Source organism: Carnobacterium sp. AT7, assembly GCF_000171855.1.
Lineage (GTDB): Bacteria > Bacillota > Bacilli > Lactobacillales > Carnobacteriaceae > Carnobacterium_B > Carnobacterium_B jeotgali.
The window spans coordinates 1-26,314 of record NZ_ABHH01000013.1; the positions used below are offsets into that span (position 1 = coordinate 1).

Annotated in this window: 23 protein-coding genes; 5 read left to right on the forward strand and 18 right to left on the reverse strand. The window is 34.0% G+C overall.

What is annotated here, in order from left to right; genetic code table 11:
• The 7 genes from CAT7_RS06365 to CAT7_RS06395 all read right to left on the reverse strand — a co-directional run.
• A partial coding sequence (locus CAT7_RS06365) for an FAD-dependent oxidoreductase (protein WP_007723395.1) occupies positions 1-1,313 on the reverse strand: 1,313 nt, incomplete at its 3' end.
• A 15-nt stretch (positions 1,314-1,328) separates the two neighbouring features.
• Positions 1,329-2,834, reverse strand: a complete 1,506-nt coding sequence (gene glpK / locus CAT7_RS06370) for a glycerol kinase GlpK (RefSeq protein ID WP_007723398.1) — start codon at positions 2,832-2,834, stop codon at positions 1,329-1,331.
• Positions 2,835-3,265: 431 nt separating this feature from the next.
• Entirely contained in the window at positions 3,266-4,744 is a 1,479-nt protein-coding gene (locus CAT7_RS06375) for a helix-turn-helix domain-containing protein (RefSeq protein WP_232208121.1), read from the reverse strand.
• Positions 4,725-6,062, reverse strand: coding sequence for an FAD-dependent oxidoreductase (locus CAT7_RS06380; RefSeq protein WP_007723403.1), 1,338 nt, complete (start codon positions 6,060-6,062; stop codon positions 4,725-4,727). The genes CAT7_RS06375 and CAT7_RS06380 overlap by 20 nt, the downstream gene beginning before the upstream one ends.
• A 105-nt stretch (positions 6,063-6,167) precedes the next feature.
• Positions 6,168-6,779, reverse strand: coding sequence for a hypothetical protein (locus tag CAT7_RS06385; protein ID WP_007723406.1), 612 nt, complete (start codon positions 6,777-6,779; stop codon positions 6,168-6,170).
• Between the two features lie 91 nt (positions 6,780-6,870).
• Positions 6,871-7,461 carry a YdcF family protein gene (locus CAT7_RS06390; protein WP_007723409.1) on the reverse strand — a complete coding sequence of 197 codons (591 nt, stop codon included), beginning with the start codon at positions 7,459-7,461 and terminating at the stop codon, positions 6,871-6,873.
• Positions 7,458-7,664, reverse strand: a complete 207-nt coding sequence (locus CAT7_RS06395) for a hypothetical protein (protein WP_007723412.1) — start codon at positions 7,662-7,664, stop codon at positions 7,458-7,460. The genes CAT7_RS06390 and CAT7_RS06395 overlap by 4 nt, the downstream gene beginning before the upstream one ends.
• 721 nt (positions 7,665-8,385) lie before the next feature.
• Between CAT7_RS06395 and CAT7_RS12015 the strand changes: the two genes are divergently transcribed.
• Complete coding sequence (locus CAT7_RS12015; protein ID WP_007723416.1) at positions 8,386-10,071, forward strand: reverse transcriptase domain-containing protein; 1,686 nt, start codon at positions 8,386-8,388, stop codon at positions 10,069-10,071.
• Positions 10,072-10,388: 317 nt separating this feature from the next.
• On the opposite strand, the gene CAT7_RS06405 is transcribed toward CAT7_RS12015, so the two are convergent.
• The 9 genes from CAT7_RS06405 to CAT7_RS06445 form a co-directional block, all read right to left on the reverse strand.
• Positions 10,389-12,308, reverse strand: a complete 1,920-nt coding sequence (locus CAT7_RS06405) for an RNA-directed DNA polymerase (protein WP_007723419.1) — start codon at positions 12,306-12,308, stop codon at positions 10,389-10,391.
• 450 nt (positions 12,309-12,758) lie between these two features.
• The gene (locus tag CAT7_RS06410) at positions 12,759-13,970 is read right to left on the reverse strand and encodes a phosphopentomutase (protein WP_007723431.1); all 1,212 of its coding nucleotides are present in this window, start codon (positions 13,968-13,970) and stop codon (positions 12,759-12,761) included.
• Positions 13,971-13,974: 4 nt separating this feature from the next.
• Positions 13,975-15,132, reverse strand: coding sequence for a YhfX family PLP-dependent enzyme (locus tag CAT7_RS06415; RefSeq protein WP_007723433.1), 1,158 nt, complete (start codon positions 15,130-15,132; stop codon positions 13,975-13,977).
• 19 nt (positions 15,133-15,151) lie between these two features.
• Positions 15,152-15,502: a PRD domain-containing protein gene (locus CAT7_RS06420; RefSeq protein ID WP_007723434.1), complete on the reverse strand. Its 351-nt coding sequence runs from the start codon at positions 15,500-15,502 to the stop codon at positions 15,152-15,154.
• A gap of 17 nt (positions 15,503-15,519) precedes the next feature.
• On the reverse strand, positions 15,520-16,443 hold the full coding sequence (yhfZ, locus tag CAT7_RS06425) for a GntR family transcriptional regulator YhfZ (RefSeq protein WP_007723436.1): 924 nt from the start codon (positions 16,441-16,443) through the stop codon (positions 15,520-15,522).
• Positions 16,444-16,472: 29 nt separating this feature from the next.
• Positions 16,473-17,579, reverse strand: coding sequence for an aminotransferase class V-fold PLP-dependent enzyme (locus CAT7_RS06430; protein ID WP_007723438.1), 1,107 nt, complete (start codon positions 17,577-17,579; stop codon positions 16,473-16,475).
• Between the two features lie 26 nt (positions 17,580-17,605).
• The gene (locus CAT7_RS06435) at positions 17,606-18,481 is read right to left on the reverse strand and encodes a phosphotriesterase family protein (protein WP_007723440.1); all 876 of its coding nucleotides are present in this window, start codon (positions 18,479-18,481) and stop codon (positions 17,606-17,608) included.
• A gap of 73 nt (positions 18,482-18,554) precedes the next feature.
• Complete coding sequence (locus CAT7_RS06440; RefSeq protein ID WP_007723442.1) at positions 18,555-19,856, reverse strand: YhfT family protein; 1,302 nt, start codon at positions 19,854-19,856, stop codon at positions 18,555-18,557.
• 23 nt (positions 19,857-19,879) lie between these two features.
• The gene (locus CAT7_RS06445; protein WP_007723444.1) at positions 19,880-20,245 is read right to left on the reverse strand and encodes a DUF2620 domain-containing protein; all 366 of its coding nucleotides are present in this window, start codon (positions 20,243-20,245) and stop codon (positions 19,880-19,882) included.
• A 181-nt stretch (positions 20,246-20,426) separates the two neighbouring features.
• On the opposite strand from CAT7_RS06445, the gene CAT7_RS12020 reads away from it, so the two are divergent.
• Entirely contained in the window at positions 20,427-21,143 is a 717-nt protein-coding gene (locus tag CAT7_RS12020) for an amidase family protein (RefSeq protein WP_007723446.1), read from the forward strand.
• A 74-nt stretch (positions 21,144-21,217) separates the two neighbouring features.
• A complete protein-coding gene (locus CAT7_RS06455; RefSeq protein WP_007723448.1) occupies positions 21,218-21,472 on the forward strand; it encodes a hypothetical protein in 255 nt (84 codons plus the stop codon).
• A 68-nt stretch (positions 21,473-21,540) separates the two neighbouring features.
• Here CAT7_RS06455 and CAT7_RS06460 read toward each other — a convergent pair whose 3' ends face one another.
• Positions 21,541-22,116, reverse strand: coding sequence for a CpsB/CapC family capsule biosynthesis tyrosine phosphatase (locus CAT7_RS06460; RefSeq protein WP_007723450.1), 576 nt, complete (start codon positions 22,114-22,116; stop codon positions 21,541-21,543).
• Between the two features lie 164 nt (positions 22,117-22,280).
• Here CAT7_RS06460 and istA point away from each other — a divergent pair, with 164 nt between their 5' ends.
• Both istA and istB read left to right on the forward strand, forming a co-directional pair.
• Positions 22,281-23,795, forward strand: a complete 1,515-nt coding sequence (gene istA, locus CAT7_RS06465; RefSeq protein ID WP_007723452.1) for an IS21 family transposase — start codon at positions 22,281-22,283, stop codon at positions 23,793-23,795.
• Positions 23,788-24,510, forward strand: coding sequence for an IS21-like element helper ATPase IstB (gene istB / locus CAT7_RS06470; protein ID WP_007723454.1), 723 nt, complete (start codon positions 23,788-23,790; stop codon positions 24,508-24,510). The genes istA and istB overlap by 8 nt, the downstream gene beginning before the upstream one ends.
• Before the next feature lie 400 nt (positions 24,511-24,910).
• Here istB and CAT7_RS06475 read toward each other — a convergent pair whose 3' ends face one another.
• Complete coding sequence (locus CAT7_RS06475) at positions 24,911-26,314, reverse strand: oligosaccharide flippase family protein (protein ID WP_007723455.1); 1,404 nt, start codon at positions 26,312-26,314, stop codon at positions 24,911-24,913.

Below are 26,314 nucleotides of genomic sequence, written 5' to 3' on the forward strand. Positions count from 1 at the left end.
TTACGGTAGTCGGTCAATTTCCCACCTGCTACTGTAACCAAACCATCTTCGTCAATATCCAATGCGCTTCCACGAGAAACAGCTGAAGGGTTATCTTCTGATTCAGAATTACCGGTTTCAATGTTTTTTAACACGTCTTCTACAGTGTAACGATCCACTTCACCTTTTTGGAATTGCTCGATCGTAGAAATCACTTTGTCAAAACTTTCGTCTTTGATTGGTTTGCTGTTCCCACCGTTGTAGTCCGAACCGCCATTTGCTGAAATCAATGGACGCAATCCTGCCCAACTTGATTCGATATCGTCAATCTTGATATCAGCTGATGGGTAACGATTGTTAACGATTTCTAATAGATAATCAACATCTTCTTGTTCAACCGTTGGATGTGCAAAGTCGCCTTTGTAATCTGTATCGGTTGTTCCAAAGTACGTTTTTTCTTCACGCGGAATCACGAATACCATACGGCCATCGTTTTTACCTGTATCAAAGTAAATCGGTTGTGGAACATGTAATTTTTTACGGTCCACTACCAAATGAACCCCTTTAGTTGGGCGCATTTGCGGAACAGCATCCAATTTAGTATCCATTTGACGAATCGTGTCAGACCAAGGGCCCGTTGTGTTTAAGACAACACGCGCTTTGATGTCAAATGTTTCACCCGTCAATGCATCTTCTACTGTTGCGCCACTAACTTTATTGGTTTCATCATGCAAGATGCCGACAACTTTCATGTGGCTAACCATATGTCCACCATCTGCAGCAGCACGTTTGATGTTTTCAATCACTAAACGAGCATCATTGTTGCGGTAGTCCAAGTAAACACCAGCACCTAATAAGCCTTCACTCTTTAGTTGAGGAACACGTTTAAGAACTTCTTCTTTGGTTAACGTGTAGTTCGCATATTTTGTTCCCGTAACACTTGCTAATTGATCGTATAAATCCATCGCTACTTTTAGCGAGAACATTGAAAATGTTGAACCCGGTTCGTCATAGATGGGTAAAATCATTGGATCAGCTTTTGGAATGTGCGGAGCGATTCCTTGTACGACAGCACGTTCTTGAACCGTATCCGCTACCACTTCAACATCAAAGTTTTTCAAATAGCGCAATCCACCATGAACCAATTTAGTCGAACGAGAAGAGGTTCCTTCTGCAAAGTCTTGCATTTCAACTAATCCGGTTTTAAGACCAGAGGCGCTGGCTTGTAAAGCCGTACCAGCACCTGTGATCCCTCCACCAATAATTAAAACGTCTAATGTTTCTTCTTTTAATGCTTGGATGTCTTGTTTTCTTCGTTCTATTGAGAAAACCATATTCTTTTCCTCCTTTTAAGCTTCTGGTTTAAAGACTTGAGTTGCTTTGACTGCTAATTTCCAGTTTTGATATAATTTTTCACGTTCTGCATCTGCCATTTGCGGTTCAAAAACGCCGCCTTCTTCGTACATGTCTTTGATTTCGTCCATGCTTTCCCAGAACCCTACTGCTAAACCAGCTAAGTAAGCTGCTCCTAAAGCCGTTGTTTCTAAGTTTGATGCACGTTGGACTTTTGTTCCTAAAATGTCTGCTTGGAATTGCAGTAACCAGTCGTTATTGGCAGCTCCGCCATCTACTTTCAATAATGGAATGTCAATGCCAGCATCTTTATTCATTGTGTCAATTACATCGCGTGCTTGGTAAGCAATGGATTGCAAAGTCGCTTTAACAAAATCTTCTTTTGTTGTTCCGCGAGTTAAGCCGAAAACTGCTCCTCGTGCATCTGAATCCCAGTAAGGTGCGCCAAGACCTGTAAAGGCTGGTACCACCACAACTTCATTGTTGCCTTTAGACGCTTTAGCCAATCCTTCTGAATCTGCTGAGTTTTCGATCATTCTTAAGCCATCACGCAACCATTGAATGGAAGATCCAGCTACAAAAATACTTCCTTCTAAAGCATAGTATACCTTACCATTGATACCATAGCCAATTGTAGTCAATAAATTATTTTCAGATAATTGAGGTTTCTCACCAGTGTTCATGACGATAAATGAACCTGTTCCATAAGTGTTTTTCACCATTCCAGGTTCGAAAGCCATTTGACCAAATAAAGCCGCTTGTTGATCTCCAGCCATTCCCGAAATTGGTGTATTTGCACCGTAGAAATGATAGTTCGTAGTGTAGCCGTAAACTTCTGAGTTCGATTTCACTTCTGGCATCATCACGTGTGGAATGTTTAACAAGTCTAAAATGTCTTGATCCCATTCTAATTTATGGATGTTGAATAACATTGTACGGCTAGCATTTGAATAATCGGTAACGAATGACTCTCCGCCTGTTAATTTCCATAGTAACCACGTATCCACTGTTCCGAATAATAACTCGCCTTTTTCCGCCCGTTCTTGCGCACCTTCAACATGGTCAAGAATCCAACGAATTTTAGTAGCTGAGAAATAAGAATCGATGATCAAACCTGTTTTTTCATGAATCATTTCTGAGTGTCCATCTTCGTTCAACTTAGCTGCGATTGGTGCTGATTGACGTGATTGCCAAACAATTGCGTTATAAATCGGACGACCTGTTTCTTTATCCCAAATGATGGTTGTTTCACGTTGGTTCGTGATTCCAATTCCTGCAATTTCTTCTGGTTTGACACCGGATTCAATAAATGCCCCAGCAATAACGGATTGTACTGAATTCCAAATTTCATTCGGATTGTGTTCTACCCAACCACTTTGTGGAAAAATTTGAGTGAACTCTTTTTGTGAGCTTCCGATTGTGTTAGTTTTTTTATCGTAAATGATTGCTCTTGAACTCGTTGTTCCTTGATCAATGGCCATAATATATTTTTTCTCTGTCATGTTAAATTTCCTCCTATGCTTTTTGCAAGCGATTTCTTAATAAACTTATTGTAACCGTTTTTCTTCGAAAGAAAATGTCATCTTTTTTTAGTTTTTGAAATTTTTTGAGAGGTTTTGCCTTTTCAATAGCTTTTTAGGTTCTTTTACAACTGATGTTGATGCAACTACATAAAATTTCTTCTGGAATGGACAGGAGTACTTGTGGAAATCCGTTAGACCGCCTGAAGTCTAGAAGAATAGTATTAAGGCTTTCAAGTTTCAAACAAAGTTTACTCGCTGAAGCGTTAACACTTTGTAATTCTCATTGAATCTTCTACACGTCTACAAGCATTCCTTATTCCAACAGAAATTTCGGATAATTATTAAAATTAATTCCCCAGTACTAAATGGTTAAACAAAAAAACAAGCTGCAGTATTTTCACTGAGCTTGTCTATGAATTAAATTCTTGAATGATTTTTTGGATATTTTTCATGTCGAAAGAAGACATAATTTCAGAGAGGACGTATACTCTGGATTTACCGTAGTGCTCTTTGTTGGTTGGTTGTTCATTGGTTAGAATGAGATCATACACTTTACCTGGCTGGCAAGCTTCGACATGGATGCCATTGATATGCCGCATATTCAGTATAAGTAACTGATTCAGTGTCTCTGTAAAAATAGCTTCCATTTTCAAATCAATTCCCACTTGCAAAATGGTCGTCATCTTCAACGTAACCATCGCCAGTAAACTGATATATTTGAGCAACCCAATTTTCAAAAGACTATTATCTTCTACTTCTTTGATGCCAAATTTATTTGTACTGATGGCAATCAATGTCTCTGCAAATGAAACTAGGTCTCTGCCGGTAAATTGTTTTTCTTTAGCCAACATTCCCTCATAATCATAAATTTCCATCTCTCCTTGGAAGAAGTACAGTTTTGTGTGAATATGAGAAAGATGATAATGCATGTCACGTTCCAACATGTAAGGCAATCTGCGGAACTTATATTGGATAATAATGGTTTCCACAATATACGCATCCATCGTCGCAATAGGTGCACGACGGTCACGCTCTAGGGTATATTCATGAAAATCGTGTTCATTCAGGATCGGAAAAGCTAGCAAAAAAGCAAAGTGCAACATAGCTTCTTCTTCATCGACTTCAATAGAATAACGACTGAAGTAGCGTAAAACCATCATCCGAATTTTTTGGTATAACGGATCCTCTAAGTAATACTGCATGTGTTGGCGTAAGGCTGTATACTTCTTCTCTTTGCTAGTGACGCGAGTTTTACTAATGAGCATCCAAATATCGAGACGTTGTTTGTTTTCTGGTTCAATCGTAACTTGCAAGGAACTTTCCATAGCCTGCACCATTTGAGTAATCTGCTTATCGTTATGCGAAACAACAAGGGATTCTTTATTTTCGATATAGCTATAAAATTGAAAGTAGAAATACCGAATCTGCAACTCTTCGCCGTGCAACTGCCCATTGCGGATTTTGATGCCAAACTCTTTTAAATAGCTGTTTAATTCTTTGATTTTGCGAAATAAAGAAGAATCGCTAATCATTAGTTTTTGTGTCAGCTGAGTAATCGAGAACTCCTGATGCTTAAATAAAAATCGTACCAGATTCACCTTAATTGATTGATTCAAATAAAGCTGATGAATTTGCGGTAAAGAAAATTCATCGCTCATGGTTAAGGAAATGTATTGTCCATCATAGTTTACGTTCACCTGATCTGAAAGAGATTGAATTCGAAAAGAAATGGATTCCAAATCTTTATCCAGTGAAGCTCTTGCAACAGCTAAATATTCCAACATATCTGTATAAGAGAGTTTTCCGCCGTTCAGCACGAGTTGTTTAAAAATCGTAACTTCTCTGATCTCATTTTTCTCCAAGAAGTGTTCAATTTTCATTTCCGTCATCCCTCACTTCTGGCCACGAAACAAAGTTGGTAGCCGAAATCATTTGGGTAAACGATGGATGGAAGAAATAATCTTTTTGCTGCAAATCTTCCAAGGTTTGTTTAGTTTGAATAGCTAACGCCAATGTATTGATTTTTTCTAAAACATCAGAAGTTGAAATCATCTGCGCACCAAGCAAAATATGACTAGTTTCATCATAAACCCATTTAATGGTTACGACATCACTACTTGGTAGACTAGTTAACCGTACTTTTTGACGATAGGTTTTCACTTTTTGATTAGTAAATACACTCTCGGCTTCCGTCATACCTGTGCTAGCAATATAATACCCGAAAATGAAGGTTCCAATCGTACGCAAAGAGCCTTTAAAAATCATTTTTGGTTGAATAAGATTAGAAGCAGCCACAATTCCTGTACGAACAGCATTGTTCACTAGCGGAATATATACCGTTTCGTCATCTTCTCCAAAAGCCAATTGGATACAATCCCCAATGGCAAAGACATCTTCTGCTGATGTGCGCATATAACGATCAACGGCAATCGTTTGGTCCATGTGAAGACTGATGTGTTCATCTAAAAAGTGCAAGTCCGGTCTCACATTCACACCTAAGATAACAGCCTCACTCTTAACCATTTCATTTCCAAATCGAATCGTTGCCAATTGATCCACTTCTGCTTCAATCGAAGAAACCGTTTGGTTCAAACGCAAATCAATCCCCTGTTCACGCATTTTCTGCTGCAAGGGCTGGATCATATCTTTATCAAAGTACTTGAATAACACAAAATCCATACTTTCAATTAGCGTGACTTTTTTTTGTTGCTTGCTTAATAAGCAGGCTGCTTCCACTCCGACCTGACCCGCTCCAATAATCGTTACACTTTTGCTAGCATCAACTTTAGCTAAAGCATCTTCTGCCTCATGGCGATGTTTGTACTTCAAGACGTTTTCTCCATCGCTGCCGCTAATTTTTTGCGACAACTGACTCGAACCCGTTGCAATGATCAACTTATCATAAGTAATCGTCGCTTCTTGTCCATGAAACATATAGTGGACTGCTTTGTGAGTTGTGTCGATTTTTTCAACAGCTGCTTCTAAGCAGCACTGGATGTTTTGCTTTTCCAATTGCTCTTTCGTAATGAAGTAGGCATCCTTTAAGTCGGAAATTCTATTTTCCCAATACAAATGCAGCCCATTCGGAATATATCCTAATGTAGGCTGCTTTTCCAGCAAAATAATTTCTGCACTCAACTGTTTTTTTCGCACCTCTAAAGCTGCTGCTACCCCAGCAAAAGAAGCTCCTATAATCACTACTTTCATGCCGTTACACCTCGTCACTGTATTTTCAATTAGTATAACATACAGAGGAAATCTTTCGTATAAACTAAAAATAGATAACAGAAAAAGTTACTAAACATAAATACGTTATCCAGCATATTCATCATAAGCTCTCTTATCATAAAATGAAGTTAAATTATAAGGCTTTTTATTTTCTTCACTCCACATGTTTCCTTTAATCGTTATATCTACACCTAATCCTAAGTCATTACTATACTCTGTAGCGTATTTATCTCCAAAATTAGGATCGTTCAATTCGCCTTCAAAAGACAAGGCTTCTTCAATAACGGGTTCTTCTGGAAAATTAGCCATTTTTAATATCGTTTGAATATCTTCTGCATCTACTTCGAAAAATGTTATTTGCCTGACTGTATCATCTGCTACATCAGACGACACTATAAAAATTTCCGGATACATATAATTCATTTCCTGCTCTTGCTCGAACTCATAAGCATTTATCTCCACTTGTGCGCTAAAATAATCCCTAAAAAACTCTGCCATTTCTTCTCCATTTTCAGGATTATAAGTAGCCTTTTTTTCACTGACTGATTCGCTTTCCAAAGACTCCTCTGCTGATCCTGAAGATACAAATAAGCTGCTATCTTGCTCGATAGGGGTTCCTTCATTAGTTTCTTTTGAACAGCCAACTAGAGCAAATGCTATCAGTATGAAGCTAAAATACTTTTTAATAAAAATCATTCCTTATTTTATGATTATTCTCCAATCTCTTTGAGTCCTATAGTGTATTTATCTCTTACTGAATAGATAATGACAATTCCGTTAATAATCCCTACAAATTAAAGAAATGATACAGTCCCAGTAAATAGCCCCAATAGTTCCAAAAACCTCGATTAGCCACGTACTGCAGGTCTTCTCCAGCTTCACAAGGAACGAATTCACCGTCCACCAATTGGTAAGCAGCTACATATGTCAATTCGAAATCATAATCACTATTTATCCGTTCGTAGATTAGTTTGGTCCGCCGCATATGATAATCAGAAGACACAATAATAGCCGAATCAAATCCATGTTCTTCCATCATTCTCAAAGTAATTACTGCATTTTCATAAGTACTTGTTGCTTTAGTTTCAGGAATAATCTGCTCTTGGCTAACCCAGAATTCTTTATAGCCCTGCACAGTCGCCTTATCTATTGGAGAAACAATTATTTGACCAGAAGTACTAAAGCCCTCGTGCAACAACTCCGCAGCTCGATATGCTCTCACATACTCCTGCCCTTCTGGAACAATAATCACATCAGACTGAACAGGCCCTTCATCAATAATGAGATTGTTTATAATAATCGGATAACTAACACCAATAACCAGACACATGAACACAATAACAACGCCTATAAAGATAATGCTTCTTTTCTTTATCATTCAATTCTCCTTAAATAGATAGTAGGATTTGCTGTTTGAATAATGATTAACGAATCCGGCAACTGTTTACTGAAAGTAGCCATGATCCATTGGATATCTGGCTTGTCTTTAATTACGGCTTCAATTTTATCATTTAAAATCAAATCTGTTGTACTATACCCGTTGTATCTGTGATTGATTACTTTAGCCTTTACACCTTCCATCTCTTTCAGTTACAAATTTTACTCTTTCTATTAAGCTTTCTTGTTTATATGTATCTGACAATTGATATGTTTCATTTAAAATACTCCTCAAAATATTAGTCAATGTACTATACCATGTTTTAAATCATTAAAATAAGGCGGGATTTCGACATTTTTAGGATTAGATTTTCAGGGTTTTTTAACTAGAGTTTCCTTTATTAAAAGATATGCATAAAATTAACTACTGAAATACTTATTTTTCCAAGAAGTGGAGAAGTCTCTTAAAAAATTAAATATAGATCTATTCAAGATTAATTAAAAAGCTTTTATTCCTGATCAATTTATGGATTTTTCTCTAGTAGAACTTCAAATTCCTAAACAAAATTTTTTTGGGCGACAAATTTATCAAATATTTTAAACCAGAACAATCGAAAAAAGTTATTACATAATTAACAAAGATCTAATTATGTAATAACTTATGCAATAACTTATGTAATAACTTTATAACTACTGTTAAAACACGCTTCCATTTTTTTGTAAGTGTAGTATAATTGGCTTGAGAAGTGGAAAATAAATTTCTGCTGTGTTTCGCGGTAGCGTGTGCAAGAGATATGCAATTAGCTTCTCTCCTGTTTCAGTTTCTCCTATATAATAGTGTTATTGATTGTCCAGTGTTCCGTCAACTTTCTGAAAACAAACAATATTATACCACTTCTCAATATATTTTGAATGGGAGTTTCTAATGACCAAAAGAATTGATCAGTTAAAAACAGAAGACTCAAATTTAATCTCTAATTTTAGAAAACTAAACAGTTTTTATGATATTGCGTCTTTATTAGAAGTCACACCTAAATTTTTATATTATATTTTAAATGTAGAAAAATCTTATACACCTTTTAAGATTCCTAAAAAAAATGGTGATATGAGAACTATCATGGCTCCTAGTAAAAATCTGAAAATTATTCAGAAGAAATTAAGCTACATATTAACGAAATCTTCTTCATTAAATAAATCTGCTCATGGTTTTGTTCAAGGAAAAAGCATTATTACAAATGCAGCAATGCATGTTAATAAAAAATGGGTTTTAAACTTTGATTTAAAAAATTATTTTGACCAATTTAACCAGGGTAAATTAATTGGTTTTTTCAAATCATATTATAAATTTAATGATGAAGTAATAGGTATCCTAGTTTCTATTTGTTGTCATAACAATATTTTACCGCAAGGTGCCCCTACTTCTCCAATATTAACTAATATATTAACTTATAATTTTGATAAACAAATGAGTCAACTATGTAGAAAAAACAATTATATTTATACAAGATACGTTGATGATATTACTATATCCACTGACAAATACGAATTTCAAAAACGTTTTGTTTATTATAATGAAAATAATGATGTTCAAATTGGAAATGCAATCAATAAAATATTAGAAAAAACAAACTTTGAAATAAATACTAAAAAAACACGTCTTAGAATAAATTACCAAAATCAAACAGTTACAGGAATCACAGTGAATAGGAAGTTAAATGTTAGTCGAAAGTATATTAGAAAAACACGGGCAATACTTCACAACTTAAAGGTAAATAATGATAATGTAGCTCAAAAAAAATTTGATGAATATTATCCAGTTAGACATTATAGGGACTATAAGGCTAGTGATAAGTATAATGTCGTAAAAGGTATGATTGAACACGTTGCTCAAGTTAAAGGAAGAGATGATAGAATTTTCAAAAAATTAGCACTTTCTTTTAATGATCTTAATCTCCCAGAACATGTATATGAGTTAAATCTCTACTCGCCATTTGAAAAAAATTTACGGAAAAATTGTTTTGTAGTCGAAATCGAATACTCGCTATATGGTGATTTTTATCCGGCTACTGCAAGTGCTTTTCTATTAAAAGGAGTCGGAGTTATTACAAGTGCACATACATTTAAACAGTATCTTGAGTATAAGGATGAAGTTGAAGATATTAAAATCTGGGCTTTTAGAGAAAATGAAACCACGTTAAAAAGACCTTTAGATATTAAAAACTTTGATTTCACACTAGATTTTGCAATCTGTCATGTCGCTGGTATTAATCATACAGAATATGGATTTGAATTCTCTAAGCACATTAGTTTAGGTGAAGACATAACCTTATTAGGATTTCCACAATATCAGCATAAAAATTTATTAAATAAAGAGCACGGAGTAATTACTCAAGAAATCAATGAGTACTTTCAAGAAAAATTAAATCCAAAAACTCAAAGTCCTGGCTATAATCAAAAAAGATATGGAATAAGCTCTCAAATTTTTGAAGGTAACAGCGGAGGACCTGTATTGAACTCCGATTATAAAGTTATAGGTATTGCAACTAAAGGAATCACTAGTGATGCTGTGAAAGTTAATACTATAGTTCCAATTTCTGATATTTTCCAATAACTTTTTTTATAGGAAGGATTATTCCTACGCTAATAAATATAGAAGCAATAGACAACAAAACGACTACAGTTACCTTTAATAAAGGTAACTGTAGTCGTTTTGTTGTCTTATTATTCATGGTAACAAGTCATATGACATTTAGTGGTAATAATTATGTCGTTGCTGGTAATTTACGGTGGCGGATATCATGCTGATAATTTTTGTGCCGATATCACTGTTTATTTTATAGAATGAATAGTTTATTTATACAAAATTATTGACGTACCCATCTAAATTACATTCTCAAATGAAATAATATAAAGACTTTTAATAATTATCTAGACAAAATATTCCACTTCATTTTGCATATCAAAGTCAGAAAATCTCTCTCCTTCTTTTGACACAAAAAACTTCATCCAAAATATATCTTCTTTGCTTTCATTTTTAATTTCAACTGTTTTCCCTTCATCTTCATCAACTATTATTTTCGACTCTACTTCTTCTATTAATTTCTGTTGTTCGTTAATTTTAAACTTTACAACATCTGCAATATTTGTATATATTGATTTGACATCACTATTTTGTAAGTCACTGATATAGTCACTGATTATCTCATCTATATTAGTTTGGTCATAATTAGTATTACTCGTAATTTTTCTAGCAAGACTATTTCCGAATTTTTCTAAGATACTATTTTTTTCTGTCTCAAAAAAACTTACATCATTAGAAAGTAAATCCATATAAAAAATGCTATTAGTTGGAAAAGAAACAGTAATATTATTTAAATTACTAAACCATTTATTTTTTTTCGCTTCATAAGCAAATAACCAATATTGATTATTTGCTGTAGCAAGAGGAAGTAAATTTATATAACTACTTTCATCAAAATTGCTTAGTAAATCATGTTTCTTTAGGTTCATTGTAAGTATGCATATAATACTATTATCTTGCATTTCAAGAGCTTTTGTATTTTCTTCGTTAATCAATATTTTCATTTTTCTACAAAAACTTAATATTTGAGAAGCTTCATAATGATTTTGAAAAAGTAAGTGCTCTTTTAATAAATCATTTAAGAAGCTTTTTAATCTCATCAGTTCTTCTCTTGAAATATAGTCGTTCAAGTAATAACCTTCTATTAATTCTAATACTATTCCAATCGTTGAAGAGTCTACGATCACACATTGCATCAATAAAGATTGAACCACATGCCAATTTTCTTTATATATAATATTGTGTGACATATATTTAATTGCATATTTCAACATACCCTTTGAAGGATTTTTTTTATAAAATGTAAAAACCATATTAAAAAAGCTCATGATGTCTTTTTTTTGCATCTTCATCAATAAATCTGTCGTTTCCTCTTCAGTCCTATTTCCATATAAATAATTTCTAAATCTAAAACTATTAATAGAAAAAATATGTTCTTTCTCTAACACTATCGGAACTCTTTCAATTATAGACTTTTCAGAATTCAGCTCTAATTCATATTCTTTTAATGCAACTTGAGCCCTCCTAATAAACCACGTTGCATCTTCTTCCTTGTTAAAATAAAATTCCATATCATCAGTATATCTACTTCCAACAATAGTGATACTTTTTTCTGCCCCAATCTGTTTGATTGTTTGATCAATAGCTACACCAATTATTTCGTGTAAAAAATTTGAGGTTATTGGACCAATAGGAATTCCCATAGTTTGTCCACTTTGCATATTACGTACAGCCTTGTCAATTTTATTTCCCGAAAGAGAAGTATCTCTCATATTTTCTTTTGCAAATATTTTTGTATGTATTGCCCATGATATTGCATGTGTATAAATAGAAGGATAATAACTATTGATATCTAATTTAACAACATATTTGTATCGTGAAGAGAAATCTATTGCTCTTTCTTTCATCTCAGAATATTTATGTTTAGTAGTAATAACTTTATCTTCTTCAACTATTTTTAGAACAGGAGTAGTTAATGAGTATTCCGAAGTATTAAAATGATTATTTTCTATATCATTCCACTCTTCTGATATCACTTTACATAACTGTAGATAACTGTATGCATTAGGAACAGAACCATTTCTCCTAATATTACCAAATTTAGGTATTGAAAATTTAATTAATTCTGTCCAATTTCCATTAGTATTAGTTAATTTTTTAGTAGTATCTGCCTTATAAAGCATCTTTGAATTAAATTCTTCAGGTATTGAATCCATAAACATTCCTGTCTCAGATAATGCTTCATAATATTCCGCTTGTGTGCTCATAATCTTCTCCTTTTTTTTAGTTAAACTCAAAATCATTTTAATAAATACGACTTTCGTTACTTAATATTTGATGCTTTGACCGCCTAAAGTTATACATCAAAAATGACTTACTTACCAATTTCTTTATTAAAAAAAGAAATAATAAATCCTATTATTACCGAACTAAATGCATAAACACTTACTTCGTCCCATATACTAGTTGCCAGCAACTCATACACTTCCTCTTTTTTACTGTACCTATTATATCGGTTAACAAAAGGTTTTATTAACACGCCTGTTTATTCTTAAAAAATTTCATTTTAAATTAAGCTAGACACTTTCTGTCCGTTTCGCAATTAATTTCTCAAAAATATATTTACTTCTATTAATAGCTCTCATTTATCACATAGTTAAACTTATAAAAACCATACACCTCTCACTACAATAAGAGTTGTATGGTTTTCCATTAAATTATTTTAGTTTCCCTAGAAATGATTCGCCATGTTGTGGCTTCTTAACGCCAAAATACTCTGCTGCTGTAGCGGCAACATCAGACATAGTTTCTCTTTCTCCTATTTCTCTTCCTTCAAGACCTTTACGGTAAATCAGCAGTGGAACTCGTTCTCTAGTATGTTGACTATGACCAATAGTTGGATCATTTCCATGGTCAGCCATAACAATTAAAATGTCCTCTTCATTTAACTGCTTCATTACCTCACCAATATTTGTATCGCTTACTTCCAATCGATCAGCATAACGCTCAACGTCTTCTCCGTGCCCTGCCAAATCAGTTTCTTGCACGTTCAAACAGATAAAACCATTGTCCATCTCGCTTATCTCTTGCAATAAGGAATTGAATAATTGCTGTGTATCGACACCAGGATAGAGGTGAGTACTTGAAGTCTGAATGATATCCGCTGCTTTACCGATCAATGCCACTGGAATGTTTTGATGATTCAAAATCGTTGGGATTTGTACCTCAGGGTTTATCCCGTATCCCAAATGAATAACTTGATACCCTCGATCGTATACGCCGGACTCCGGAGCATCCACACCAGCAAATCTATTTTTTTTCACTTTTCTGGCTTTCAACAAATCATTCAACACAATATTTTCTCCACCGAATGCTATTACACGTGATACTTTTACCACTTCACGGATAGCTCTGCCTAACCGTTTGACTTCTTCAAAAGGCATGCTATCAAGGCAAGCTGATACATTATATACTTGTCCTAAATCTGTCTCTAAATTGTCTCCAACTGTTGCACATTCGTTGATGACTAAGATTTCGGGCTCAGAACTTTTTCCTTCGCGCCGAACAGAATAGCCTTTTTTTACCAATTGTTGTTCTACTTCATCAATTACTTCATTAAAAGGCATATTAAAAGGAATTGGAGGAGTTGTGCCCATAATTTCCTGATGCCCTAGAAAAGAATCCGCACCTTGATGAGATAAATTAGAAGTTCCCCAATTAGCTTTTTTTGATTTTTTCAGTTTTTCTGTTTCTTTACCAATTGCATTCATCAAACCTAATCTAACTAAATTCTTTATTTGGATGTCTGGCTTTCTTTCAATAATATGATAGGCTGTATTACTTCCTACATCTTCTGGACGAACTTTAGATACATCATTCATATACCCGACTCCAAAGCTATCTAGTACGATGACGATAAATTTACCCATCTCTTCACCCTCTCAAATAATTCCCTTGACTATCATATATACCTTCTATTTTTGGTTTGCCTTCTTGTATGCCACTCACTAAAGCAACTTCACTTCTTGTCACAAAAATTTGTGTCCGAAAGGCCATAATAGCTGTAGCTCCAACTGGCTCTTTTTTATCAATTTCTAAATAATAATCAATATTCTCATCTGAAAGAGCATTTATATGAGCTTCCGTTTGTTTTCCGTGATTATCAATTAAAACATTTTTCAGGTGGCCTCTTCTGTAAAAACCACCGCCAAAAAGGTAACCTTTCCCTTTAAAGTTATGGGAAACTTCACTTACATAAACCAACGCTGGCTTTTCAGCTAATTCTTTTTCAGCGTGCATGGGCGTTGTGCCTGTTAATGCATGTCCTGGTTCCCCTTGGGTACCACCTATTTTTTTGATGAATGGAAGTGTATATACTGAAGTAGCTGAAGGCATGTTCAATTCTTGAATATCGATTCCTTCATTTTCAAGTAATTTTTTAGCCGCTTTTACGGTTTCTATATTATGTGTCGGTTCTAACGTTTCTTTTTCAGCATCATATAAAAAACATGGAAAAGAAGTTAATCCTGAAATTTCGATATGCTTTAATTCATTGAATAAGCTGATTAACGAAGGCAGCTCTTCAAGCATGAACCCTCCGTATTGACCTGGATAAAGCTCATCTTCTTCACTTACTACTCTTAATAAAATCTTTTGCTTTATCCCTATTTCTTTTGCAAGTACATTAATAGCTTGTAATTTTTCTAGTGAATAAACAGTTAAATATTTTGAACCATATATCATAATATCTTTTAGTAACATCTGCGGAATTTGCACGAGGTGGCCTACATTTCCCAAAGGAATATTATTTTCCATCATGATCTTTGCTTCTCTAAAATCTACTACCACAGCATTCTTCATTCCTAATTCAACCAACATTTTTGCAATAGCTGGATTTCTTCCAATTTGTTTAAGCATAAAAAATAATTCAATATCATTTTTCTTAGCTGTCTCTATTAATTTTTTTGCATTTTCACGGATAATATCTAAATCAAGCACATACGTATCTGGAAGAATTTTCTCTGATTGGTGCAACGTTATGGCTTCTTGGATAAGTTTAGGATTTCTTTTACTTACAACATCCATAAACATGCTTTTGCCTCCTAAACTTCTAATAATTATTCAATAATGTTACCAAATGCAAATGCAAATATTCTGCCTCATTTTCTCGAAAAGGAATCGGAGCTAATGCGGCAATCTCATTCCAATACTTTAAAGCTTCGTCATATTTTTGATCAGCTTTTATTTGTTCATTTATCATTTGATCTACCGAATTAATTGTTTCTTCTGTATATTGTCGTGCAGTTGCCATCGCTAAATGAGTAATAAAAGTATCTGCTTCATCTTCATTATTAATGATATTTTGAGCTTTCATAAATTTCAACACTTCTTGCGCGTAATCATATACTGAATCATTGATTACATTATTCTCTCTTAAAATCGTTAGTTTTTCTTGAATCATCTTAAAGATCTCTCCTTTTAATAACGAGGTGTCATTAACCCATTTTTTATTTTATTTTGAGTTTCCAACATTTTTTCTACTTCTATGTTCTTTCTACAAATAGATTCAATGACTAAATTATCTTTTTGGCAAATAATGACAGCTTCGTTCATAGCTTTGTGTTGTTCTTTCAATGGAATGAATTGAACGTTTAAATCTTCATAGTTTTTATCTATAATTTCATCATAGTTCCAAATACCGGCATCAATTTGATTTTCCCGTAAGGCATAAATCAACTGGTTAGCTGGCACTTCTACCAACTCTATATTTTTTCCTTCTATATGTTCGTTTGTCAACATAAGGTGATCTAGTGAATCTCTGTCAATACCGACTCTCATGCCATCAATAATGGACTCATGTTCCTTTGAGGCCAATAACAAAACATGTTCTGAAAGGTACGATTTTGGTCCAAATCTTAGAGCTATATCAATAGTTCCATTGGTCTGGATCTCATGTTCGGCAGCAAATCTAGAAACTACCGCCATATCATATAATCCTTTTTTAACAGCCTCTATTCGATCTTCTGAACCACGAATATACACCATATTCAGCTTAATATCGCTTTCTTTAAAGGCTAAATACAGACCTGTAGCAAATCCTTCATAAAGTTTTGAGTAAGGTAACGGCATGGTAGCTGTTAATTGATCTTTAACAACATATGATTGAAGAATTTGATAATCAATTTTTTTTATATATGTTCCTAAATGCCCTTTACTTTCAGTTTCAATTGCTCCTATTTCCTTTAAAAATGAAAGTGCATTCTGTACGGTTCCTCTAGACAATTCATATTTTTCTTGCAGTTCACTGATAATAGGCATTCTGTCATCTTTTGATAACAAAAATAATTCTGCTGCTACTTTCTCAATAGCTAATCCTTTTTTTTGATAAAATGTTTCTTTCATAATGCTATGATCCTTTCAATTTCAAACTATTACCTGTCTTTTTTAGATACAGCTATAATCGATTCATTTAAAATCCTTATGATGGTTTCACTACCTGCACGCATTGGGTTGATTCGAATCATGGTTTTTTCTGCATCTGGATTGGCTGCTCTAAAAGTTCCAGATAAACGATAAAACATTGGTACAAATTCGTATTGTGATTCTGCTCCAACCGGATTTGGTGCTGCCCCCAGCTTTTCAGCTTCTTCTAGGACAGCACTTGCTATAGGTTCATCTAACTCAACTAAAATGACTTTCGATTGAGCATTAGCAATGTAGGCTTGTTTTACGCCTTTTACTTCTCCAGCATTCAAGCTATTTTTTACTTCTTCAAGTACTCTAGCTGAGAGTGCTAGCGCTACTGGCGCATAAATCATACCTCTCAAAACATCGATTGCTTCATGACCTTGTACTTGTAATCCACCAGAATAATTTTCTGCTTTCAATTTTTCAATAGCTTTTTTATTTCCAACAATACACCCAATTCCTTCAGGACCTAATAATTTAAAAGTTGAAAAACAAGCTAAAGTAGCTCCCATTTCTGAGCCTATTTCCGGCGTTTTTAACACCGCGTAATTATCATCTGTTACAATTGGTGTATTTGGCAAGTAATTTTGGATACACTGTATCACTTCTTTTGCATCATAAGAATCATCCGGTTTTTGGCGCGTAATTTGGATCAACACCCCATCAATAGCTTGATTCTTTAGTGTATCTTGTAATTTTTCTAAATCATTAAAATCCGTTGCAATTGTTTTTAATCCCATAGTATCAATAGATACTTTTGTAGTCGGATAAACGGGAGCATCATGTACTAACAACGTATCTCCAATATTCATTGTGGCATGTAAAGCCATTCGGATCGCCATAGTTCCTGCTCCGCGAACCAGCATCGCTGCTTCAGCATTAAAGTAATTCTCTAGAACTTTTTCAACTTTGTTCGTTGTTCTAGGCTGATTTAAGCCAGGGATCACTCCTAAATCGCCACGAGTTAAAATTTCGCTACCTCTAAAGACTTTAGTGATCTCATCAATTAAAGAAAATTGTTTTTTTGTAGCTTCTTCTATGTTTAAACTAGTAAGAGGATACGTATTCATTTTTTTCCACCTTTTTTGTTAGTACTTTATAAATAAAATTGTTGCGGATTTTTGATCAACATTCTCTCAATAAAGGCTTCTGAAATGCCACCTTTTAAAATCATTGGCACAAAAGTATCCAATAAATAAGAGTAACCAATGCCATTTTTATATTTCAGATTGGATTTTCTAGTTATATCCATTGATAAGAAAATTTTATCTGTAAATCCAGCTACTTCTATCGCTAACAACATTTCCAGTCGTTTCTCATCTAGCATGTAATTTTCTTTTCCCACGGTGTCAAACTCAACATACACGCCTTCTTTCAGTAAAGACAATACGTAGTTAGAATCACCTGTTAAATCAACATGACCGATCACAACTTTGTTTAAATCAACTTTGTTCTCTTTAAAAAATTGAACTTGTTCTTTTCCATAAGTTCCTAGAGTTGTGTGCGTCGTAATAGGAACTCCTGTCTGATGGTGGGCAATCACAGCTGCTTTAAAAACTTTATGTTCTCGTTCAGTCATTTGATTTTTACTTGTTGCAATTTCGCCTATTAACTCAGCTCGGCTATCAGTACCATTTATTCCAACCGTAATATCTTGTATCATGACTTCTGCCATTTCTTCTACTGTGTGTTCATCTACAAAAGGCGGAAGAAATTTATCTTGATACCATCCAGTTGACTGAATGATATTCATACCAGATAATTCACCAACTTTTTTCACATAATCCGGATTACGATTCATTCCCATGACAGTGACATCAATAATATTTCGAACACCTTTTTTATATAATTCTTTGTACTCTGCAACTGTTTCGTCAAAGCAATTTAAATTTGTATCTTCCGATTTTTTTAAAGAAGACAAATCAATTGTCGTATGTTCATGAGCATATGTTATTCCTTCTTTTAAAGGCATGCTATCTCTCCTCTTTTCAATTAAAGATAATGGTGCTAAACAAATAGATCATTTAGCACCTCACTTTTATCCATTATCCAGCAACTGGAGCCCACAGGCCTAGTACATATAAAATATTCACAACAATTCCTAATACAATAGCCGCTACAGGTCCGACAGCCATATTAACCAATGGTTTTTTAGCTGTTTGATTTAATAAGTAAGCCCCAATCAACCAGAAATAACCAATGCCTGGTGCAATTTGCTCACTTGCCAACGCCCCACCAATTAGTAAAGCAATTTCTAACACACGATTCATCGAAGTACGGATGTGTTCCCCCATTTCTCTAACTCCTGGGAAACGATCTAACCCTTTAGCAGCTCCGTTCAATAACATAATTTCAATAAACATCACAATGGCTCCAGCAATGAAAGCAAATATGGGATGGCCTTGTAATAAAATACCAATAACAAAAACGAAAGTAGTTCCAGATGGACTGTATACTCCAGTTACAATAGCGGTAGAAAATACTAATGGAATGAAACCAATTCCACGAGCAAATGCAGCTAATGCTGCTTCACCAAATTTACCTTCACTCATCAAGTTCAGTGAAATGGGGTCACCTGCAATAATAACTAAACTTGTTGCAGCAGCTACTAACCCCCCAGTAAGTGATAATAAAAGAGCATTTTTTTTGATTCTTGTCACACGCTCTACGAAGATACTGACAAGATTTTGATTGTCTGTTCCTTCGCCCTTTACACGAACAGCAAAGAATACCATTAAGATCATTCCAACCAATAAGGCCATACCTTCAGCACTTAATGTAAAAGTAGTTCCACTCGCTAATGTAATTATTCCAAATCTCTTAACTAATACCAAAGCTAATGTACTAAATCCTAAAGTAAGTGCTCCTTTTGTAAACCCATGTTGATAGGCAATAGCTAGTGCTGGGAAAACAGCAAATCCTATCACAATCGGTGTTCCAACTGCTCCTAAAGCATCTAAGAAGTTAACCGGCATTAAGGCAAATAAATCCACTACAACTTGTAAGCCAATCGTAATTCCAATTCCCCACAAAGCTCCAATGATTCCCGCAATGATTGTTCCTTTTTTTCCTTCAGGAGCCCAAGTACCAATAATATCTGTCATTAAAAGAATACTATGAACTAAAATAACGCTCGCACCAAGTGAAACTGGGATTCCAAAACCAATAACCAACCCAAAACTAACAGCAAAACTTGTTGCGGCTAATTCCTTTTTTCCAATTACTCCCTCTAAATACTCTGGCATAACCGGGCGTAACCCATCATTAAAAACAGCAATTCCTTTATTGGCCATCATGGCTGCTAATGCACCCAAAGCTCCTACAACTACTAATTCAATAATATCCACTTTGCTCTCTCCTCCTTAAACATTTAATTTATTTTTTTCAGCTCATCCATGATAATTGGAATAACAGTTTCTTTATGTTGAGCTGTAAATCCAAACGCTTTTTTGCCATTATTAACATTCTCTCTAATTTTTTCCTCAGACATAAGATTACTTGGCATAGATACGGTAACGGTTGCATCTCTTCCAACTAAAGCAATTGCCATCGCCAGAGCTCCTCCGCCTCCTGTGTTGCAAGCACCAAAGTAATAGTCAGCTAACCCGTTTTTCAATGCCATTGCTGCTTCTAAATCACTTTTAGTTTCTATCGTAAATTTTTCTTCTCCATATTTTTCTACTAGTGCCGCTACTTCTTTTTTATCAATTTGTCCTCCGATAACAATCCTTTTCATTGTTCTCTCCCCTTTCAATTTTCAATATACATTTTTTTGTATATTGGTAAAGAAAACGTTCTCTTTAGAAAGAGTATAGCGGACATTTTAAAGAGATACAAGTATTAGTTCATAATTTATTATTTGCTTATTTAATTTTTAGAGGTACTATAAATTTAAAGACAAAAAAAGGAGTCAGACTATGAATAAAAATCCAATTATAAATGCAGCAAAAAAAAGTTTTATTGCTTTAAAGAATCCTTACCAGTCTGTAGTAAAAGTTTTCCCTGAAGCCTTGAATCATTTTGAAAAAGAGAATACAAACTACCATTACATCGGTGTAAAAAATAAAAAACACATTCCTCGTTCACTTTTAGAAAAGTTAACAAAAAACGGGAATTATCTCTTACATACACTGGATGCTTACAGTTTAGGCGGAAGAGCTGTTGATATTACTTTAAAAAATCCTATTAGTGGAAAGCCCATGACCGGTTCTTCAAGTGGTACTGCAATCAACGTCTTAGTTGGTATCAATGATTTAGGTATTGGTACGGATGGTGGCGGATCAGTATTAGCACCCGCAATGTCTGTAAACCTTTTTGGCTTTATTAGCAATTTGATTGAAGAAGAACATGTAAAACAATTCGTAAATCGTTCAACAGATAACATTTCTTTTACTGTTTCGATTGGGTATATCACGCGGAATTTTCAAGAAATGCAGCGTGCATTAACTGCTACGTTTCCTGAATTACAACTACTAGTAAAAAATGCTAAACGACTATCAATCTTTACATTAGATGAACAAAATAGTACCTCTGAATTGACTACAGCACTTAAGAATGAGAAAGTGACGTCTCTTCCTCATCTAGACATTTATGGACATAGAGATCCATTAATTACCTTTCTAGAACACACTTAACCAGTTGTGATTTTCTCATTTCTGAAGAAGGTCCTGTAGATTATCAAGGCTTTGGAGATACAGTTATTGGACATATGGGAAAACAAACACATGAACAACAATTATTAGCTAAAAAAGGATTGATACGTGTAGTAAATATGGCAAATGCATCAGCAATTGTTGTTCCTAAAAAAGAATTCGCTACCGGATATGTCTTGATATGTGAATCTACTACCGAAAAGATTCAACTCATGTTAAGCTTTGCTGAAAAAATAGCTTTATCTCCTGATGAATTAATTACCCGTTATTTTACTAATTTTGATCATTATTTTCCGGAAGAATTTATTTAGAGATAATTAAACAAAACTCCAGATGCTTTCCCATCTGGAGTTTTATTTATAGTTACATCCATTATAGGCTACATACTAATAAATAAAAAGTGAATTTTTAACCATTCGAAACTGCGTGTGACAGCTAAAGATTCCTTTTCTAATCTATAATGTCCTACAAATTTAGCCTTTTTCACTTTTTGTAATGTTGAAGAAATAAGCAGTTCTCCATTAACTATGTCCTTCGTGACTTGTTGATACTCATCAATTTTTTTACTTCCAAATTCTTTTTCAAGCTTTTGGTAAGCTTCTTTTATATAAAATCTTCTTGAACTTGTATTATGCGCATCTGATGCTATAAAATGCACTAAATTTGCTTCAATGAGTTGTTTACTCAACTTCTTTATATTCTTTCCAAAACCACCTGTGTAACTAGCAGCTGTCAGATGTGCCAAAGTTCCTTTTTCGATAAATAGCAATAACACGCTTGGGTCTTTTAAAATTGCACGGTTACGTTCAGGATGAACAATTATTGGTGTAATACCTTCTTTTTGTAATGTGGAGTAGCTAAAATATGAGTAATTTCTTCTGAAACAGCTTCTCGCGCCATATCTATTGAGTCCCCGCATCTCCTTAGTGACATAATTATTACCAGTCAATGACACAAAAGTTACCACTCGTTTGTTTATGGCATTATAGTATTGTAAGTTTCGGCAGTTAATTTATGTAGGTCTCTTGAGATTAAAAAAAGAGGCCACTTGCCAACATTCTCATAAATACCGTACCATCTTAGTTGGATAGACTAATCAACGGGAGGTACTTATAGGAGATGTTAACAGTGACCGAAATTAATTATATCAGAGAACAAGTAAACCTAAAAGATGAAACTTACGCAACTGTAGGACGAAAGTTGGGCATTGACGCTAGAACAATCAAAAAGTATGCAGATATGGAAGATTTCAATCTACATAAACCACATAAACAAACCCGCACAGCTCGAGTAATGGATTCAGTCAAGCCAGTGATTGATAAATGGCTAATAGAAGACTTCAAAAAGAAGAAAAAGTACCGCAGAACAGCTAAACGAATCCACCAGCTCCTCCTGGAGCAACATGAATTTACAGGATCAGATCGAACCATTCGTGATTATGTATCTAAAAGGAAAAAGGAATTACTGAATACAGTACAGTCTTCTGCCATTCCTTTAACTGCCAAACCTGGTATGGCACAAATCGATTTTGGCGAAGCTCCTTTTTATTATCAAAATACCTACACAACTCTTTCCTATTTAGTTCTTTCTTTTCCTTATAGTAACGCCTTTTGGTTTCAGGTTTTGGAAGCTCAGAACAAAGAAGCTTTTTTAGAAGGAATGAAGCGTATTTTCCACCATATGGGTGGTGTTCCAAAAGCTATTCGCTTTGATAACCTTTCGCCAGCTGTAAAGAAAATCAGACCTCATGGTAAACGAGATTTAACGGAGGAATTCGAACGTTTCACTGCGCACTATGGATTTCAGCTAGAGTTCTGTAATCCTGCAAGAGGGAACGAAAAAGGACATGTCGAAGCTATGGTAAAGTATGTACGGAACAATTTTCTACTTCCAGAAGTGCATACTCATAATTTAAAAAGTTTGAACCAAGACTGTTGGCTATTAGCTGAAAATGACCGGGGACGAATCCACTATCAAAAACAACTACCCATTTCCGAATTGTATTCGGCAGATAAAGAAGCCTTTCTCTTATTGCCAGAAAAAGAGTTTGACTGCATTCGTTACGAAGAAGTAAAAGCAGATAAATATGGCTATGTTCATTTTGATACAAATTTATACTCTAGTTCACCACGGTTCGCTCTGGAGAAAGTTCTGTTGAAAATTTCTTATGAATACATTACTGTTTTTAGCTTAGACTATAAAGAAATTGTTCAACATCATCGCTTATATGGATACAAAGAGAAATCTATGGATTGGCAACCTTATCTCTCACTCGTTTCGAAACGGCCTACGGCTCTTAAGTACACAAGCTTTTATGATCAACTCCCAGATGCATGGCAGTCTTATTTTTCTCAATGTACGGTGGAAGAAAAGAAAGACAGCCTACAATTGCTTTCTACTATCTTAAAGGATAATCATATGGAAATCGCCGTTCAAGCTCTTCTGCAAGCTTCTGAAAATAGTCATCCAAGTGCAGAATCCATTAAACAAATTTTTTATCAATTGGTAAACGGACGTGGCGTTCGTGTGATTGCCCACTTACCTCAACACACTCCGTCCATGCCTACTATAACTAGAGGACTTGGTCAATACGATAAACTCTTTAAGCCAATGGAGGATGAAGACCATGCATGATGATATTCTAAACTATGCGAAGCGATTGAAATTGAGTTGGATTCCGCAGCACTATCAGGAAATAGAGGCACAATCACAACAAGAATTTCTTTTAAAGTTAGTTGAAGCAGAAGTCACTCAACGAGAAGAAAAGAAACTAAATCAATTATTAAAACAATCTACCTTACCTACGGTGAGCGGAGAATTGTTCCTATGGGACGATATCCAACTTCCATCTGGAATTACGAAGGATTTTCTTCTCCAAGGAGATTTTTTAAAACATAAAACGAACTTAATCTTTTATGGAGGTGTTGGAACAGGAAAAACCTTCTTATCTACTTTGATTGGATTAACTATTATCCGAACACAAGCAAAGAAGGTAAAATTCTATACAGTAGCTTCTTTAGTTAATGCACTTTTAGAAGCAAATACTAATGGTAATTTAGGGAAATTAATGAAACAACTTAGTAAATTGGATTTACTTATTTTGGATGAATTGGGTTACATCCCTTTGCATAAGCAAGGTGGAGAATTACTTTTCCAGGTTATTTCAATGTGTTATGAAACAAGAAGCATTATTATCACCACAAATCTTCAATTTGGACAATGGAATCATGTTTTTGGCGACCAGATTCTAACTGAAGCAGTTGTCGATCGATTAATTCATCATTCTCATTTACTCATTTTTAACGGCGAAAGCCACAGATACAAGCAATCCATATTAAATAGCAAGTAAAAAGAGAAAGAATGTCGGCATACATTTTTAACTGCCGTTTCTTACATTTCCTACTTGCCAAAAAAGTTACCATCAGAATAATAGTTGAACTAAAACAACAGTACCTCCCATATAATAAAAGAGCACATACATGTGCAGAAATATTATATAGGAGGTATGTAACCGTCAAGTAAAAATCGGTTCTTTCCAAGGTTAGTTGAAGGAATGGAATCTCTCCAACAGGAGGATTTTGTTCCTTCAAAGTTTAAAAGAACAGCGACCATACATGAGGAGTCGCGGATATCAGTAATATACAATAACCACATTTTAAATAACATTCACAAAAATTTCTAGAACTCTTTGGATATAATGATAATTACAAAAATAAATGAACTAATAATTAAAAATGATTAGTGCACTACTAAACTAATTTTTTCTTCTTTAAAAAACTAAAATACAATAAAAATATTAATCCAAAAAAAGTAGTTCCAACAATAATTTTTATAATCAGTAAGTAAATAATATTTAGATTTAGATTTATACTACGAACTATTATCATCATTACGATACCATTTAATATCATTGGTACCGATATTAACAATGATTTATATAAATTAACATCTTTTCTAATAGCAACAGTCTGATAAGTGGCTACAATTATTTCTGCTACAAGAGCCCCTATAGCTACACCTACACTATTAAACTTTTGTACTAAAAACAAATTTACACTCACGTTGAAAACTGCACCCAAAAAAACACTTTTTAAATATATATTGTCTCTTTTTTCTGGAATAAGATATTGAGTTCTAACAACGTTTCCCCACGAAATAAAAATTGATGAGATAATCAAAATAGGAATTACTTGGATAGTTTTTTCAAAACCTGGTCCAAAAAATATTTTAGTAATAATTTCAACAACGCTTATTATTCCAAAACTCAACGCACTACTAGCCGTAATTGCTAGAAATAAAGATATATTTAAATAAACTCTACTCTCATTTATTCGGCCAGAAGATACCATGGCACTGGCACGAGGAAGCATTACTGTACCAATTGCTGTAATCAAAGCTAAAGGTATAGCAGTCAATTTAGAGGAACTCTCATAAATTCCAACTTCTGTTAATGTGCTTAATATTCCAAGCATAATTTTTCCTGTTAAGTTATAAATACTAATCATTATCACAGGTATAAATAATACTAAATTTGGTTTTATATGCTTTAGTACATCTTTAATTGTAAAAGGCTCCCACACAATGTATTTCTTCAAAAAGTAAAATAATATGATTTGACTTAATAAAGTACTACCTAACATAATTATTGTGTATATATATATATCAGATTCATTATTTACAAATATTAAAATTAAAATAACAGATAAAATTTTTATAAACATATTTCTCGTTACTGTTAATTTAAATTCTTCTAAACCAAAATAAAACCAATTAATATCCAGTCCTACTGAAATCAGATAAATAAATTGCAAGCTTGCCATCAGTTTGTTCTCAGCAAAATAGACTATAAATAATATATACAGTAATGACATCAAAATAAACAAAATAATCTGCAATGTATAAATTGTTAAAAATTCTTTCGACATCTTACTCTTATTATTTTTTTTATAAGCTATATTTCGATTTCCATAATTATTCAATCCAAGCAAAATAAACATACCGAAATAGAAAACTATAGAGTAATAATAAGAATATGTGCCTATATTTTCAGGACCTAAAGTACGCGAAATATATGGTGTGGTAACTAGAGGTGTTAGTATAATTAATAGCTGGTATGCAATATTATATACTAAATTTTGTTTAATATTTTTCAT